At 68.4% G+C, this 15,911-nt stretch carries 14 protein-coding genes and 3 tRNA genes; 15 read left to right on the top strand and 2 right to left on the bottom strand.

Annotation, left to right across the window (positions count from 1 at the left end; all coding sequences use genetic code 11):
* From VH914_00085 to VH914_00035, 11 genes are all read left to right on the top strand, one after another.
* Nucleotides 1-492, top strand: a complete 492-nt coding sequence (locus VH914_00085; GenBank protein ID HEX4489581.1) for an NADH-quinone oxidoreductase subunit J — start codon at nucleotides 1-3, stop codon at nucleotides 490-492.
* A complete protein-coding gene (gene nuoK, locus VH914_00080; protein HEX4489580.1) occupies nucleotides 489-794 on the top strand; it encodes an NADH-quinone oxidoreductase subunit NuoK in 306 nt (101 codons plus the stop codon). The genes VH914_00085 and nuoK overlap by 4 nt, the downstream gene beginning before the upstream one ends.
* Before the next feature lie 10 nt (nucleotides 795-804).
* Nucleotides 805-2,973, top strand: coding sequence for an NADH-quinone oxidoreductase subunit L (locus VH914_00075; GenBank protein ID HEX4489579.1), 2,169 nt, complete (start codon nucleotides 805-807; stop codon nucleotides 2,971-2,973).
* Between the two features lie 19 nt (nucleotides 2,974-2,992).
* Nucleotides 2,993-4,558, top strand: coding sequence for an NADH-quinone oxidoreductase subunit M (locus tag VH914_00070; protein ID HEX4489578.1), 1,566 nt, complete (start codon nucleotides 2,993-2,995; stop codon nucleotides 4,556-4,558).
* 7 nt (nucleotides 4,559-4,565) lie between these two features.
* Complete coding sequence (locus tag VH914_00065; protein HEX4489577.1) at nucleotides 4,566-6,056, top strand: NADH-quinone oxidoreductase subunit N; 1,491 nt, start codon at nucleotides 4,566-4,568, stop codon at nucleotides 6,054-6,056.
* Between the two features lie 12 nt (nucleotides 6,057-6,068).
* The gene (locus VH914_00060; protein HEX4489576.1) at nucleotides 6,069-7,247 is read left to right on the top strand and encodes an SAM-dependent methyltransferase; all 1,179 of its coding nucleotides are present in this window, start codon (nucleotides 6,069-6,071) and stop codon (nucleotides 7,245-7,247) included.
* A gap of 111 nt (nucleotides 7,248-7,358) precedes the next feature.
* On the top strand, nucleotides 7,359-9,314 hold the full coding sequence (gene acs, locus VH914_00055; GenBank protein ID HEX4489575.1) for an acetate--CoA ligase: 1,956 nt from the start codon (nucleotides 7,359-7,361) through the stop codon (nucleotides 9,312-9,314).
* A complete protein-coding gene (locus tag VH914_00050) occupies nucleotides 9,311-9,814 on the top strand; it encodes a hypothetical protein (protein ID HEX4489574.1) in 504 nt (167 codons plus the stop codon). Before acs ends, VH914_00050 begins: the two co-directional genes overlap by 4 nt.
* Nucleotides 9,815-10,026: 212 nt before the next feature.
* Complete coding sequence (locus VH914_00045) at nucleotides 10,027-10,866, top strand: zinc metalloprotease HtpX (GenBank protein HEX4489573.1); 840 nt, start codon at nucleotides 10,027-10,029, stop codon at nucleotides 10,864-10,866.
* 88 nt (nucleotides 10,867-10,954) lie between these two features.
* Nucleotides 10,955-11,554: a DUF4389 domain-containing protein gene (locus VH914_00040; protein HEX4489572.1), complete on the top strand. Its 600-nt coding sequence runs from the start codon at nucleotides 10,955-10,957 to the stop codon at nucleotides 11,552-11,554.
* Between the two features lie 137 nt (nucleotides 11,555-11,691).
* Nucleotides 11,692-14,109 carry an ABC transporter permease gene (locus tag VH914_00035; protein HEX4489571.1) on the top strand — a complete coding sequence of 806 codons (2,418 nt, stop codon included), beginning with the start codon at nucleotides 11,692-11,694 and terminating at the stop codon, nucleotides 14,107-14,109.
* 74 nt (nucleotides 14,110-14,183) lie between these two features.
* On the opposite strand, the gene VH914_00030 is transcribed toward VH914_00035, so the two are convergent.
* A complete protein-coding gene (locus VH914_00030; GenBank protein HEX4489570.1) occupies nucleotides 14,184-14,672 on the bottom strand; it encodes a YajQ family cyclic di-GMP-binding protein in 489 nt (162 codons plus the stop codon).
* A 50-nt stretch (nucleotides 14,673-14,722) separates the two neighbouring features.
* Here VH914_00030 and VH914_00025 point away from each other — a divergent pair.
* Nucleotides 14,723-14,805, top strand: a tRNA-Tyr gene (locus VH914_00025).
* A 187-nt stretch (nucleotides 14,806-14,992) separates the two neighbouring features.
* Here VH914_00025 and VH914_00020 read toward each other — a convergent pair.
* Nucleotides 14,993-15,484 (bottom strand): GNAT family N-acetyltransferase, encoded by a 492-nt coding sequence (locus VH914_00020; GenBank protein HEX4489569.1) that lies wholly within the window; start codon nucleotides 15,482-15,484, stop codon nucleotides 14,993-14,995.
* A gap of 44 nt (nucleotides 15,485-15,528) precedes the next feature.
* On the opposite strand from VH914_00020, the gene VH914_00015 reads away from it, so the two are divergent.
* From VH914_00015 to VH914_00005, 3 genes are all read left to right on the top strand, one after another.
* Nucleotides 15,529-15,601: transfer RNA gene (locus VH914_00015), tRNA-Thr, on the top strand.
* 37 nt (nucleotides 15,602-15,638) lie between these two features.
* Nucleotides 15,639-15,715 (top strand) — tRNA-Met (locus tag VH914_00010).
* Nucleotides 15,716-15,770: 55 nt separating this feature from the next.
* A partial coding sequence (locus VH914_00005) for a GTP-binding protein (GenBank protein HEX4489568.1) occupies nucleotides 15,771-15,911 on the top strand: 141 nt, incomplete at its 3' end.

Raw genomic sequence — 15,911 nt, 5'->3', positions numbered from 1 at the left:
GTGGTCGCCGAGAACGTCGCCTTCGGCATCATCGCGGCCGCGATGGCGGTCGGCGCGATCGGTGTCGTGCGCACGCAGAACATCGTGCACGCGGCGCTGTTCCTCGTCGTCGTCCTCGCGGGCGGCGCCGCGCAGTACATCCTGCTCGGCGCGGAGTTCGTCGCCTGGGTGCAGGTGCTCGTCTACATCGGCGCGGTGATCGTGCTGTTCCTCTTCGGGATCATGCTGACGCACGCGCCCATGCACCCGACCGAGAAGATGGACAACAACCTGCGCGCCTGGGCGCTGCTGCCGTCGCTCCTCATCGCGGTCGTGCTCGGCGGGCTGCTGATCGACGCCTTCGGCAACGACAAGATCCATCTGGACGCGCCCACGCCGAACGCCGCGATCACGAACTCGATCTTCCGGGTGTATCTGATCCCGTTCGAAGTCGTCGGCGTGCTGCTCCTCGCCGCGCTGATCGGCGCCGTCGTGCTGGCTCGGAAGGACTGACCGTGCCGCTCAACGAGTTCCTGCTCCTCGGAGCGTTCCTGTTCGCGACCGGCGTGTACGGCGTGGTGACGCGGCGCAACAGCGTGCTCGTGCTGATGAGCGTCGAGCTGATGCTCGCGGCGGTGAACGTGAACCTCGTCGCCTTCTCGGCGCGCGTGCACGACGTCGCCGGCCAGGTGTTCGCGCTGTTCGTGCTCACGATCGCGGCGGCCGAGGTCGGCGTCGGCCTCGCGATGGTGCTGCTGATCTACCGCAACCTGCACAGCTCCGATCTCGACGACGTCGACGTGCTGAAGGGCTAGGGGCAGCCGGGTGTTCTTCCTCGACCACGCATGGTTGGTGCCGCTGATCCCGGCGGTGTCGTTCGCGATCATCCTGTTCTTCGGCAAGCGCTTCCCGAAGGGCGGATCCGAGATCGGGATCGTCGCGCTCGGCGCGTCGTGGGTGCTCTCGGTCGGCGCGCTGTTCCAGTGGATCCACCGCGTCAACCAGGCCTCCGACGCCTCGGGCGCGCTCGGCACCGTCAAGGCCTTCGCGTCGAGCCTCAAGCTCGCGGCGACGAGCAGCGGCGAGCACCTCGCGCCGGTGCAGCCGATCGTCCACTCGCTCACGTGGTTCCAGAGCGGCGGCATCAAGTTCGACGTCGGCATCCAGATCGACGGCCTCGCCGTGATGATGATGTTCGTCGTCACGACGATCTCGCTGCTCGTGCACATCTACTCGACCGAGTACATGCGCGGGGATCGCCGCTACACCTACTTCTTCGCGTGCCTCAGCCTCTTCACCGCGTCGATGCTCGTGCTCGTCGTCGCGAACAACACGCTCCAGCTGCTCGCCGGTTGGGAGCTCGTCGGTCTCTGCTCGTTCATGCTCATCGGGCACTGGTGGGAGGAGAAGCCGAACTCCGACGCCGCGCTGAAGGCGTTCCTCACCACGCGCACCGGCGACATCGGCCTGCTGACCGGCGTGATCATGACCTACTTCATCGTGGGTCGCGCGACGGGCACGCCGTCGTTCAACATCCTCGCCCTCAACAACGCCGCGCTCTCGGGCAAGGTCAGCCACCTGCTCCTGCTCATGTGCGCGATCGCGTTGATGTGCGCCATCATCGGCAAGAGCGGTCAGTTCCCGCTCCACACCTGGTTGCCCGACGCGATGGCGGGCCCCACACCGGTGTCGGCGCTGATCCACGCGGCCACGATGGTGGTCGCGGGTGTGTACCTCGGTGCGCGCCTGTATCCGGTCTTCTTCGAGGGCTTCTCGATCGGGCACGGCGGCGTCAACATGATGTCGGCGATCGGCGGCGTGACGATCATCATCGGGGCCGGGCTCGCGTTCGTGCAGGACGACATCAAGAAGGTCCTCGCGTACTCGACGATCAGCCAGCTCGGTTACATGGTGATGGGGCTCGGCGTCGGCGCGTGGATCGCCGCGATCTTCCACCTCTTCACGCACGCCTTCTTCAAGGCCGACCTCTTCCTCGGCGCGGGATCGGTGAGCCACTCGGGCTCGCACCACTCGTTCGACATGAAGAAGGACATGGGCGGTCTGCGCACGAAGATGCCGCAGACGTTCGCAACGTTCGTCATCGGATCGATCGCGCTCGCGGGGATCTTCCCGCTCGCGGGCTTCTGGTCGAAGGACGAGATCCTCGTGACCGCGGGGAAGAGCGGATACACGTTCTTCATGGTCGTCGGCCTGATCGGCGCGTTCATGACCGCCGCGTACATGACCCGCTGCGTGTACCTCACGTTCTTCGGCGAGTACCGCGGCGGCCACGCCGACGACCACGGCCACGCGGTCGCCGCCGACGCGCACGACACGCACGCGACCCACGACGTGCACGCGCACGAGCCGCACGAGTCGCCGCTCGCGATCACCGGGCCGCTCTGGGTCCTGTCGTTCTTCGCGGTGACCGCGGGCTTCCTCAACGCCGAGGCGTTCCACATCGAGAAGTTCAAGGAGTGGTTCGAGCCACGCGTCGCCTTCCCCGACCTGCTGCACCCCGCGTTCAGCTGGGGCGCGGCGGGCATCTCGGTCGCGATCGCGCTGCTCGGTGTGTACGCGGGCTACGCGTTCTACTGGCGCAACCAGGGGCTCGTGAACTTCACCGAGAAGAGCGCGGCCGCGCGCGCCGGCAAGACGTTCCTCGTCAACAAGTACTACCTCGACGTCCTCTACACCGACGTCATCGTCCGTTCGATCAAGGGTCCGATCGCCGACGCGTCGTACTGGATCAACCAGCACGTCATCGACGCGGTGCTCAACGGCGTCGGACGCGGCTCGCTCGCGGTCGCGCGCTTCACGTACGACATCCTCGACCAGCGCGGCGTCGACGGGATCGTCAACGGCATCGCGGTCGGCACGGGCGACGCGGGTGGAGCGGCCCGGTCGGTCGAGACCGGCCGTTTGCAGTGGTACGCACTCATGATGTTCTCCGGGGTGGCGCTGTTCAGCGTCTTCCTCTGGATCGCGCACTGACCGGAGGGGTTCTCGTCCGATGAACTGGTTCGATTCCTGGGCGCTGACACTGGTGGTGTTCGTGCCCGTCGTGGGCATGGCACTCCTGCTGCTGATCCCCCGCGAGGACGAGCAGGCGATCAAGGTGACGACGTTGCTCACCACGCTCGTCACGCTCGGCCTCACGATCGGGGTGCTCGCCCGCTACCACTACGGCGCCGGCCACCCCGGCCTCCAGTTCGACGTGAACAAGAGCTGGATCGACGTCATCAACAGCCGCTACCACGTCGCGGTCGACGGCATCTCGTTGCCGCTGCTCGCGCTCTCGCCGTTCATCAGCCTGCTGTGCGTCGTCTACTCGTGGAACCACTTCCCCGACCCGCACAACCCGAAGGCGTTCCTCGCGCTGCTGCTCCTGCTCGAGACGGGCATGAACGGCACGTTCGTCGCGCAGGACCTCATCCTCTTCTTCATCTTCTTCGAGTTGGTCCTGCTCCCGATGTTCTTCATGATCGGGGTCTGGGGCGGACCCAACAAGGAATACGCGTCGATCAAGTTCTTCCTGTTCACGATGTTCGGCTCCGCGCTGATGCTGCTGAGCTTCCTCGCGCTCTACTTCAAGGTCGACGTGACCGCGGTCACGCACGGAGCGATGCACCACACGTTCGACATCCCGACGCTCGCGAAGGCGCACGGCGCGGGTCTCGTGCACAGCACGCAGGTTCTGATCTTCGGCGGCCTGTTCATCGGCTTCGCGATCAAGGTGCCGATGTTCCCCTTCCATACCTGGCTCCCGGACGCGCACACGGAGGCGCCGACCGTCGGCTCCGTGCTGCTGGCCGCGATCCTGCTGAAGCTCGGTACGTACGGCTTCGTACGGATCGCGTTGCCGGTGCTCCCGGTCGCGGCGCGCACCTGGGCACCGTGGATCGGACTGCTCGCCGTGATCGGCATCATCTACGGCGCGTTGAACTGCCTCGCGCAGACAGACATGAAACGTCTCATCGCGTTCTCGTCGATCGCGCACATGGGCTTCGTGATGCTCGGCATCGCGTCGCTCACGTCGTTCGGCATCAACGCCGCGATCTTCGGCATGGTCGCGCACGGCCTCATCACCGGCATGCTCTTCTTCCTCGCCGGCTCGGTGCAGCACAACTTCAAGACGCGCGAGATGAGTCGGCTCGGCGGTCTGTTGCTGCAGGCGCCGAAGATGGGCTGGATCCTCGGCTTCTGCGTGATGGCGTCGCTCGGTCTGCCCGGCCTCGCCGGCTTCTGGGGTGAGTTCCCCGCGATCCTGTCGGCGTTCTCGCCCGCGGCGCCGCTGAGCGAGCCCATCTTCCGGACGTTCATGGTCGTCGCCGCGGTCGGCACCGTGTTCGCTGCGGGCTATCTGCTCTTCATGCTGCAGAAGGTGGCGTTCGGCACGGTGCGCGAGGAGTTCGCGTCCGCGCACATCCACGACGTCGGAATCGCCGAGTGGATCGCGTGGACCCCGATGCTGGTTCTCATCCTCGTGCTCGGCATCTACCCGAACCTGCTGTTCAAGATCTCCGACGTCGCGGTGCACCCGATGACGACGGCGATCGGCAAGGCGATCGTGCGGTGATGAGTTCGTGAATCCACACGTCGATTGGCACGCACTCGCGCCCGATGTCGTCCTCACGGGGACGATCATCATCGTGCTGCTCGTGGACCTGCTCGCGCCGGGCCGCGCGCGGTGGCAGTCGTCGCGCATCGCCGCGCTCGGTGTGCTCGGCGCGCTCGTCCCGGTGTTCACGCTCGGGGCCGACGGCCACAACCGCCTGCTGTTCGGCGGCGCCTACGCGGTCGACAACTACGCGCTCGCGCTCAAGGGCTTCTTCCTGATCGTCGCCTACCTGACGATCCTGCTCTCCGCCGACTACATCGCCGAGGGCGACTACTCGCAGAACGAGTTCTATTTCCTGCTGCTCACGGCCGTGCTCGGCATGAGCATCATGGCGTCGGCACGCGACCTCATCACGTTGTTCGTGGCGCTCGAGACCATCTCGATCCCCACCTACGTGCTCGCCGGCTATCGCAAGCACGACCGCCGGTCGAACGAGGCGGGCATCAAGTACTACCTGATCGGTGTGCTGTCGTCGGCGGTGATGCTCTACGGCATGTCGTTGATCTTCGGGCTCACCGGAGCGACGACCCTCTCCGGCATCTCGCACTGGATCGGCACGCACCACCATGCGCCCGCGCTGCTCACGGTCGCGATCTTCCTCTCGCTCGTCGGCTTCGCGTTCAAGGTGAGCGCGGTGCCGTTCCACTTCTGGGCGCCGGACACGTACGACGGCGCGCCGACTCCGGTCACCGCGTTCCTCTCGGTCGCGTCGAAGGCCGGCGGCTTCGTGGCGATGCTGAACATCGTCTTCTTCGGCTTCGGCAACGACGGCAAGGCGTGGTGGTGGGTCATCGCGATCCTCGCCGCACTGTCGATGACGCTCGGCAACCTCGCCGCGCTGCGCCAGACCAATCTCGTCCGCATGCTCGCCTACTCGTCGATCGCGCAGGGCGGCTTCCTGCTCGTGCCGTTCGCGGCCTACGGCATCGCCCGCACGAACGACGTGCGCACGTCGTCGTTCGAGGCGACGATCGTGTACCTGCTCATCTACGGCGCGATGAACCTCGGCGCCTTCGCCGTGCTCATCGCGGTGGCGCGCCGCACGCGTTCCGCGGAGATCGACAGCTACGCGGGCCTGTTCAGCACGTCGCCGGGTCTCGCGGTGGCGATGACGATCTTCCTCGCCTCGCTTGCCGGCATCCCGCCGCTCGCGGGCTGGTACGCCAAGTTCGTGATGTTCCGGGCCATCATCCAGGCCGGGTCGAGCAACCACTGGGCGGTGGTGCTCGCGATCATCGCGGCGGTGAACTCGGTGATCGCGTTCTTCTACTACGCGGGCGTGATCCGGCAGATGTGGTTCCGCGAGCCGGCCGACGGCGGTGGCCGCGTGCAGACGAACCTGCCGCCCGCACTCGGCGCGTCGATCGCGCTCACGACCGCGGCCGTGCTCGTCGTCGGCGTGTACCCGGAGCTGTTCGCACGCGTCGGCGACCTCGCGACGCGATTCGTCTCCTGACGTAACGACCACATGGACGGGCCGGCTGCCTCGCTCGCCCGGCTGATCCGCCGCGAGGGCCCCGTGCCCTTCGACGTGTTCGTCGAGCACGCGCTCTACGGCGCCGGGGGCTTCTTCGCGTCGGGCCGCGGCGCGGGACGCGACACGGCCGACTTCATCACGAGTCCCGAAGTCGGTCCGCTGTTCGGCGCGCTCGTCGCGACCGCGATCGACGGTTGGTGGGACGCGCTCGAACGTCCGGATCCGTTCGTCGTCGTCGAGGCCGGCGCGGGTCGGGGCCGGCTCGCGTCCGACGTGCTGCGCGCCACGCCCGCGTGTCTGCGCGCGCTGCGATACGTGCTCGTCGAACGCTCGCCCGCGCTGCGCGACGCGCAACGCGAGCGGCTCCGACTCGAGCCGCCGGACGAGGCGTTCGGCCCGTTCGCGGCCGCACCCGACGGCGCCGACGCCTCGGTACCGGTACCCGCGAGCGGTCCCGTCGTCACCGCGCTCGACGAGCTTCCCGGCGTGGAAGTCGACGGTGTCGTCTTCGCGAACGAGCTGCTCGACAACCTGCCGTTCGGAATCGCCGTCTTCACCGCCGCGGGATGGGCCGAGGTACGCGTCGCGCTCGACGACGACCGCTTCGTCGAGATGGTCGTGCCCGCGCGCGCGACCGACGCCGCCGCACTCGGGCGTGTCACGCACGGTCTCGACGTCGCGGTCGGCGCGCGGCTGCCGATCCCGCGCGGCATCGACGAGTGGATCCGGCGCGCGTCGGCGACACTGCACCACGGGTTCGTCGTGCTCCTCGACACGATGGATACCGCCGCGGGCGTGCTCGCACGCGGCGAATCTGCGTGGTTGCGCACGTACCGCGGCCACGCGCGGAGTGGGGAGCCGCTCGTCGATCCCGGCTCGCGCGACCTCGTGTCCGACGTCGTCGTCGAGCAGCTGCACCACGCCGCCGCCGACGCCGGATTCACGGTCGAGCGCGACGTCACGCAGGCCGATTGGCTCGCCGAGCTCGGCATCGACGCGGCCGTCGCCGACGGGCGCGACACCTGGGAGGCGCGCGCCGCGGTCGGTGATCTCGTCGCGCTCGAAGGGCGCAGCCGCGCGCCGCAGGCCGCCGCGCTCACGGATCCCGCAGGGCTCGGTGCGCACCGAGTCGTCGTGCTCTCGAAGGGAACGCGCCCGCGGAGGCGGTAACACGGTCGCGTGCTTGCTCGTCGCGGCACGGAGCTTCGACTCGGTTCACGAGCTGACCGCGCACCCGCGACGGATAGTTTTGGGCCGGTTACGGCGAACGGAGGGACATCCATGACGGAGGCGCTCGAGGCCCTGCTCCAGGAAGGGCGCACGTTCCCGCCGTCCGAGGAGTTCCGCAAGCAGGCGCTCGTCAGCGGCACCGACCTCTACGCCGACGCCGACCGCGACTGGCAGGGCTTCTGGGCCCGCCAGGCGCTCGCGCTCGACTGGGATCAGGAGTGGACGTCGATCCTCGACTGGGACCTGCCGTTCGCGAAATGGTTCGTCGGCGGTCGCCTCAACGTGTCGTACAACTGCCTCGACCGCCACGTCGCCGCGGGCCACGGCGACCAGGTCGCGTTCTACTGGGAGGGGGAGCCCGGCGACACGCGCGTGCTCACGTACGCCGACATGCTCGCGGAGACCTGCCGGCTCGCGAACGCGCTGAAGTCGCTCGGCGTGAAGCAGGGCGACCGCGTTGCGGTGTACCTCGGGATGGTGCCCGAGCTCGCGATCTCGTTGCTCGCCTGCGCGCGAATCGGCGCCGCGCACTCCGTCGTGTTCGGCGGCTTCTCCGCGCAGTCGCTCAAGGACCGCATCAACGACGCGGAAGCGACCGTGCTCATCACGGGCGACGGCGCGTGGCGGCGCGGATCGATCGTGCCGCTCAAGGAGATCGCCGACGAAGCGCTCACGGAGACGCCGAGCATCGAGCGCGTGCTCGTGCTGAAGCGCACCGGGCACGACGTCGCGTTCGATGCGAAGCGCGACGTCTGGTACCACGACATCGTCCCGCAGCAGTCGAGCGAGTGCGCGCCCGAGTCGATGGACGCCGAAGACCTGCTGTTCCTGCTCTACACGAGCGGCACGACCGGCAAGCCCAAGGGCATCATGCACACGACCGGCGGCTACCTCACGCAGGTCGCGTTCACACACAAGTACGTGTTCGATCTGAAGCCGGACACCGACGTCTACTGGTGCACCGCCGACATCGGCTGGGTCACCGGGCACTCGTACATCGTCTACGGGCCGCTCGCGAACCGCGCGACGAGCGTGATGTACGAGGGAACGCCCGACTACCCGGACCGCGAGCGCTTCTGGTCGATCGTCGAGAAGTACGAGGTCACGATCTTCTACACCGCGCCGACCGCGATCCGGACATTCATGAAGTGGGGCGACGCCGAGCCCGCGAAGCACGACATGTCGTCGCTGCGCGTGATCGGTACCGTCGGCGAGCCGATCAACCCCGAGGCCTGGGTCTGGTACTGGCAGACGATCGGCGGCGGTCGCTGTCCCGTCGTCGACACGTGGTGGCAGACGGAGACCGGCGCGATCATGATCAGCGCGCTGCCCGGCGCGACGACGTTGAAGCCCGGCAGCGCGACTTTCCCGCTGCCCGGCATCGCCGCGAACATCGTCGACGACGCGGGCAAGGAGGTCGGCATCCCGGGCGGCGGTTACCTCGTGCTCGAGCGACCGTGGCCGTCGATGTTGCGCGGCGTGTGGGGCGATCCCGAGCGCTACCGCACCACCTACTGGAGCACCTACGAAGGCAAGTACTTCGCGGGCGACGGTGCGAAGCGCGACGACGAAGGCTATTTCTGGCTGCTCGGTCGCGTCGACGACATCATGCTCGTCGCCGGTCACAACATCTCTACGACCGAGGTCGAGTCCGCGCTCGTCGACCACCCCGCGGTCGCGGAGGCCGCGGTCGTCGGGCGCGCCGACCCGACGAGCGGTCAGGCGATCGCCGCGTTCGTCATCCTGCGCGGGCACATGGAGCCGAGCGACGCGCTCGCCGAAGAGCTGCGCGACCACGTCGCCAAGCTCATCGGTCCGATCGCGAAGCCGAAGTCGTTGCTCTTCACCGAGGAGCTGCCGAAGACGCGCTCGGGCAAGATCATGCGCCGGCTGCTCCGCAACGTCGCGGAGGATCAGGCGCTCGGTGACACGACGACGCTCGCCGATCCCGGCATCGTCGACAGCATCAAGGCGCGCTACCTCGCCGCCGGCCCCGACGAAGGGTGAGCGGCGCGCGCTTGCGATACATCCCCGAGCACTGGACCTGGCGCGACGGACCGGTCGAACCCGGCGCGGCGGTCGTCGTCGACATCGACGGCGTGCTGTCCGATGCGTCGACGCGCCAGCACTACATCGAGGCGCCGCGCGCGAACTGGCGCGCGTTCTTCGACGCGTGCGGTGAGGACCCCGTCATCGAAGAAGTGCGCGGCCTGCTCGACCTGCTCGAGCCGAACCTGCGCATCGTGCTGCTCACCGCGCGCCCGCACCGCGTGCACGAGGTCACCGAGGCGTGGTTGCGCCGGTACCAGATCCGGTGGGACCTGCTCGTGATGCGTCCGTGGGGCGACTACGACCTGTCGCGCGACTTCAAGCAGGCGACGGTCTGGGAGCTGCGACACGCGGGCTTCGACCCGAAGCTCGCCTTCGAAGACGACCGCCGTAACGTCGAGATGTTCCGCTCCGAGAACATCCCGTGCCTCTACGTCCACTCCGGTTATTACGACTGATCTGTTGGTCCGGGCTCGCAAGCTCGCCCTCCTCGACGCCTCAGGCCCCACGCGAGGCCGCGCCGCTCGCGCCGCGCGCGCTCAGGCAAGGACCGCTGAGCCGATACTGAGAGCGGCGGAGTGCTCGGGCGCCCGGCTCGTACCCTTTGGGAACGTCTTCACATGGGCCCGTGTTGTGCGGCTCGACCCAACCGTGAACAAGGTGATCGGACATGCTCAAGAACACGACCAAGACCGTCGTACTGCTCACCGTTCTCGGCGCACTGTTCCTCGGTGTCGGTTCGTTCTTCGGCCAGGGTGGGCTGATCATCGGCCTGGTCCTCGGCCTCGTCTTCGTCGGTGGCTCCTACTGGTTCAGCGACAAGGTGGCCGTGAAGGCCGCTCGCGCCAAGCCGGTCACGGAGCAGGAAGCACCGCAGCTCTACGCCATCGTCCGTGATCTCACCCAGCGGGCCGCCATGCCGATGCCGTCGATCTACATCGCGCCGGCTTCGCAGCCCAACGCCTTCGCGACCGGCCGCAACGAGCACCACGCGGCGGTCGCGGTCACGCAGGGTCTGCTCCAGGTCGTCGATCAGGACGAGCTGCGCGGCGTGCTCGCACACGAGATCTCGCACGTGCGCAACCACGACATCCTCATCGGCTCGGTCGCCGCGACCGTCGCGCTCGCGATCACGTTCCTCGCCCGCATGGTGATGTGGGGCGCGATCTTCGGCGGCGGTGGCCGCAGCCGCGACGAGAACATCTTCGGTGTGCTCGCGATGGCGATCCTCGCTCCGATCGCGGCCGGCCTTCTGCAGATGGCGCTCTCGCGTTCGCGTGAGTACGAAGCCGACCGCAGCGGCGCCGAGCTCATCGGCACGGGCGAGCCGCTCGCGAACGCGCTGCTGAAGATCGAGAGCTACGCGCGGCAGGTGCCGATGGACGTCGACCCCGCGCACGCGACGGCGTACATCATCAACCCGTTCACGGGCCGCAAGGTCAAGTTCGCGAACTTCTACTCGAGCCACCCGCCGACGGCCGACCGGGTCGCCCGCCTGCGCGCCCAGTAGCGAACCCGCCGTCCGATCACCGCCGCCCGGGAACCTTCCGGGCGGTGATCGCGAGCGCTACGGTCTCGGGCGACTTGGGGGTGGGACCATGCAGGCACCGAGCAGCGCGTACCCGGCCACGTTCGCGATCGACGCGCCGGAGCAGGTCGCGAACTGGCGGGCGATCGGCCATGTGTTCATGGCGATCCCGCACCTCATCGTGCTGTACGTGTTGCAGTTCGTGTCCGAGGTCGTCGGCTTCGTGTCGTGGCTGTTGATCTTGTTCACCGGCAAGCTGCCGGAAGGGCTCGCCGGTGTGCAGGCGATGTACATCCGCTACACGGTCCGTACCTACACGTACGTGCTGTTCATGCGCGAGGAGTACCCGCCGTTCTCGTTCGAGACCAGCGCCGCGGATCCCGGCGACGACCCGCGCGTGCGCGTCGACTTCCTGCCGCAGCTCACCGACCGCAACCGGCTGACGGTGTTCTTCCGGATCATCCTCGTGATCCCGCACCTCATCGTGCTCGCGATCCTCGCGATCGGCGGGTGGATCGCGGCGGTCATCGCGTTCTTCGCGGTGCTGTTCACCGGCCGCTGGCCCGAGGGTCTGCGCGATTTCATCGTCAAGCTGATGCGCTGGAGTGTCCGCGTCCAGTCGTACTTCCTGCTCCTGAACGACGTGTATCCACCGTTCGAGCTGGACTGACCCTTCCGGTCGGTCGCGCCCGAGCGAAGCGACCCGTCCGATCTCCTGGGAACGGCGAAGCAGGGTGCTACTACCCCTCGCCGCTGGGTGCGCGCCACATTGTCGGCGCGCGCGATGACGGGCAACAGTGACAGCGCATGGGTGGGCCCATCGGCTGGCTGGCCGTCAACGACTTGCGCCGGCGGCGCGTCGCGACGATTGCCATCGTCGTACTCGTCGGTGTCGTCGGGTCGATCGTGCTCGCGGCGGTCGCGGGTGCGCGCCGCAGCAACGCGTCCTTGCGCCGCTTCAACGTCGTGAGCGGCACGACCAATCTCGAGCTCAACATCGGCGTCGACAGCGAGGCGCGGATCCACGAGTTCGAACGACGTGCGCGCGTGACCCGGGCCGGTGTGATCCGCGTGTTCGGGATCACCGCGGTGCAACGACCGAACGTCTCGTTCGCGACCGACGAGGACGGAACCTGGGGCACCGTCGTCGACCGACCGCGCCTCGTCAAGGGTCGGTTGGCCGACCCGAACGCGCCCGACGAGGTGACGATCGGCGAGGCGTTCGCGAAGCAGACGCAGCTCACCATCGGCAGTGTCATCGACACGATCACGTTGACGCCCGCGCAGGTCGAGCGGGGCAACTTCACACCGGTCGCCTCGAACCCGCACCCCCGATTGCGCATCGTCGGCATCGTGCGGCGCCCCGCGGACCTCAGCGATCTCGCCGCCGGTGGCGGCATCGTCTCGCTGACCGAGGCCTTCCGGCGTGCGTACGAGAGCAAGATCGTCTCGTTCGCCTTCGACCTTCGCGTCGCGGTGCCTGGTGGGCCGGCCGATCTCGCGCGGGTACGCGCGATCGCGGAACGTTCCTTCGGGAAGGACGACGGGTTCCGTGTCCTCGACCCGACGCCGGAGAACACGGGCGCGCAGCACGCCATCGACGTGCTCACGACCGCGCTGTGGATCTTCGCCGCGGTCGCCGCGATCGCGGGCATGTTCGCGGTCGGCATCGTCGTCGTCCGCGACTTCTCACGCGTCCGGCAGCAGCAGGCGACGTGGCGCGCGCTCGGTCTCACCCGCAACGAGCGCGCCGCCGTGAGCGTCCCGCGCGCGCTCGTGGTCGGCGTCGGCGGCGCCGCGTTCGCGGGCGTCGGTGCGATCGCGTTGTCGCCGCTCTTCCCCCTCGGCGTGGCGCGGCGCGCGGATCCCGACGTCGGCGTGCACGCCGACTGGCTCGTGCTCGGCCTCGGTGCGATCGCCCTGCTCGCGCTGCTGTTCGGGCTGATCGTGGCGACGGCCGTCCGGGCGGCGCGCGTCGATCCGCGCGACACCCGTCGCTCGCGTTCGGTGATCGACGCCCTCGCGGTCGCGCACCTGCGGCCGACGGTTGCGAGCGGCGTGCGCATGGCGTTCGACCCGGGGCGCGAGGATCATGCGGTTCCGGTCCGTTCGGCGTTTGTCGGGGCCGCCCTCGGTGTGCTCGGCGTGACCGCGGTGCTCGTGTTCACGACGTCGCTCGGGCGCCTCTCCGACACGCCCCGGCTCTACGGGTGGACGTGGGATGCGCAGGTTCGCGACATCGCGTCGCCGACGCGATGCAACACCGGTACCAGCGGTCTCGACCGGACGCGCGGCGTCGGCGACATCGGCGCGCTGTGCTACTCGTCGAGCGAGATCGATGGTCGCGACACGGTGCTCTGGTCGTTCACGGGGATCCGAGGCGAGATCGAACCGACGATCGTCGCGGGACGTGAGCCGCGGACGACCGGCGAGGTGGCGCTGGGTCGCGACACGCTCGACGCGCTGCACAAGCGCGTCGGCGACACGGTCCGCCTCGAAGCCGGCAAGGCCGCGCGGACGTTTCGCGTGGTCGGTCGCACCGTGTTCCCGTCGCTCGTCGCCGCCGACGCGCAGCACCTCGCCGACGGCGCGATCGTGACGCCGGAGGGCTACGCGACCGTGCACCGCGACGACACCGACGACAGCGGCTCGACGACGCGGTTCCTGCTGCTGCGTCTCGATCGCGGAGTCAGCGTCGACACCTTGCAACGGCGCGTCCTTGCGATTCCGGCCTTCGCCGAAACCGCGCGGCTCGTCCCGTTCAACCTCGGCGAGGCGATCGGCGGACCGACCCGACCGCCCGAGATCGACCGCTTGCGCACGGCCGCGCGCGTCGCACCGGTGCTCGCGCTGCTGATGATCGTCCTGGCGCTCGCGGCCGTCGCGCACGCGCTGATCGCGACCGCCCGTCGTCGCCGCTCCGAGTTCGCGGTGCTGAAGGCGCTCGGCTTCGATCGCCGACAGGTGCGGGCGACTCTCGCTTGGCAGGCGACGACGCTCGCGGTCGTCGGGCTCGTGATCGGTGTGCCCTCCGGGATCGTCGTCGGCCGGTTCGCGTGGCTCGCGGTCGCGGGGCGGATCGGCGTCGGGCCGAGCGTCGCCGTGCCGCTCGTTACGGTCGCCACGCTGATTCCGGCCGCGGTGTTGCTCGTCAACCTGGTCGCGTCGTTGCCGGCCCGCGCGGCGGCGCGTGTCCGCACGAGCCTCGCACTCGCGGCCGAGTAGGTCGCGACCGGGTCGCGCCGCGATCGCGCGTCTCCATTCGGCCGACAGCGTCCGGCGCTGCGGTGAGAACGGCCTCAGTCGCGGAAGTTCGTGAACTGCAGCGGGACTTCGAAGTCGTGCTCGCGCAATGACGTGATCGCGGACTGGAGGTCGTCGCGCTTCTTGCCGGTGACGCGCAGCTGCTCGCCCTGCACCTGGTGCTGCACGCCCTTGAGGCCGAGACCCTTGATGTACTTGCCGATCTCGCGCGCCTTGTCCGAGGAGATGCCGACGTTGATCGTGGCGGTCTGGCGCACGCTGCCCTTCGCGGCTTCCTCGACGTTGCCGTAGGTCAGCGCCTTGAGCGAGACCTTGCGCTTGACGAGCTTCTCCTCGAGCACCTGCGTGAGCGCCTTGAGCCGATCGTCGCTCGCGGACGCGAGCTCGATCGTGTGCTCCTTGAGCTCGACCGTGCTGTCGGTGCCCTTGAAGTCGAAGCGCGTCGCGAGCTCGCGCGCGGTCTGATCGACCGCGTTGCGCACCTCTTGCTGGTCGATTTCGGAGACGACGTCGAATGACGGCATGACGATTCACTCCCAGAAGAGCTCGTGAAGGCCGCTGCTAACGTAGCGCCGGGTCGGTACCCGAGTGGCCAAAGGGGACGGGCTGTAAACCCGTTGCGTTATCGCTACGTTGGTTCGAATCCAACCCGGCCCACGTTTTCTGCCTGCGGGGAAACACCGACGGGATGCGTCCCGCGGGACGGCGCGTCCGGCTACGCCGCGCAGCTCGAGCAGTTCGATCTGTCGCTCCGCGTCGCGTCGACGCAGGTTCCCGCGCCACTCCGGCGCAAGCTCAACGAGGTCGCCGCGAACGTCGGACCGGCCGCCGACTGCTCCGGACGTCAGAGCAGGATCTGCATCAAGACGACATCGAGCCACCTGCCGAACTTGCGCCCGATCTCGCGTTCGACGCCGATGGTCTGGAAGCCGCAGCGCGAGTGGAGCGCGATCGACGCCTCGTGGTTGCCGACGATGCGCGCGATCGCGGAGTGGAACCCGTGCGCGGTGCCGAGCCGCACGAGCTCTTCGAGCACCGCGGCACCGACTCCGTTGCCGCGCCGATCGCGGCGCACGTACACCGAGTCCTCGACCGTCGTCGCGTACGCGGCGCGCGGCCGGTACGGCGTGAGCGAGCCGAAGCCGACGACCTCGTCGCCGGCGGTCGCGACGATCGCGGGGTGCCCGCCCGAGTGCTCCTCGATCCACGCGAGCTGGTCGGCGAGGCTCCGGGGCACGAGGTCGAACGTCACGGTCGACTCGAGCACCTCGGGGTTGTAGATCGCCAGGATCGCCTCGGCGTCGCGTCGATCGACGAGACGCAGGCGCAGGTCCACGGGCAAGGAAGGTATCGCGGGGCGTCCGCTATCCTTCTCCGGCCGCCCCCTTAGCTCAGACGGCAGAGCACTTCCATGGTAAGGAAGGGGTCTACGGTTCGATTCCGTAAGGGGGCTCCGGGGGCCACGCACGCGTGCGTGCAGGCCCCGTTTCGGCGGAGTAGCTCAGTTGGCAAGAGCACACGGCTCATAATCGTGGGGTCGCGGGTTCGAGTCCCGCCTCCGCTACCAGCCCCGACGCCGGTCACGGCGATCCAGCCCCGAGAGAAACGACGGAGAGTTCCGAATGGCGAAGGCGAAGTTCGAGCGGACCAAGCCGCATCTGAACATCGGGACGATCGGTCATATCGATCACGGGAAAACGACGTTGACGGCGGCGATCACGAAGGTGTTGCACGACGCGGATCCGTCGACGGCGTTCACGCCG

The sequence above is a fragment of the Acidimicrobiia bacterium genome, from assembly GCA_036271555.1.
In the GTDB taxonomy this organism is placed as follows: domain Bacteria; phylum Actinomycetota; class Acidimicrobiia; order IMCC26256; family PALSA-610; genus DATBAK01.
The sequence above is the reverse complement of the archived record's forward strand: the minus strand, read 5'-3'. Positions and strand labels throughout refer to the sequence as shown.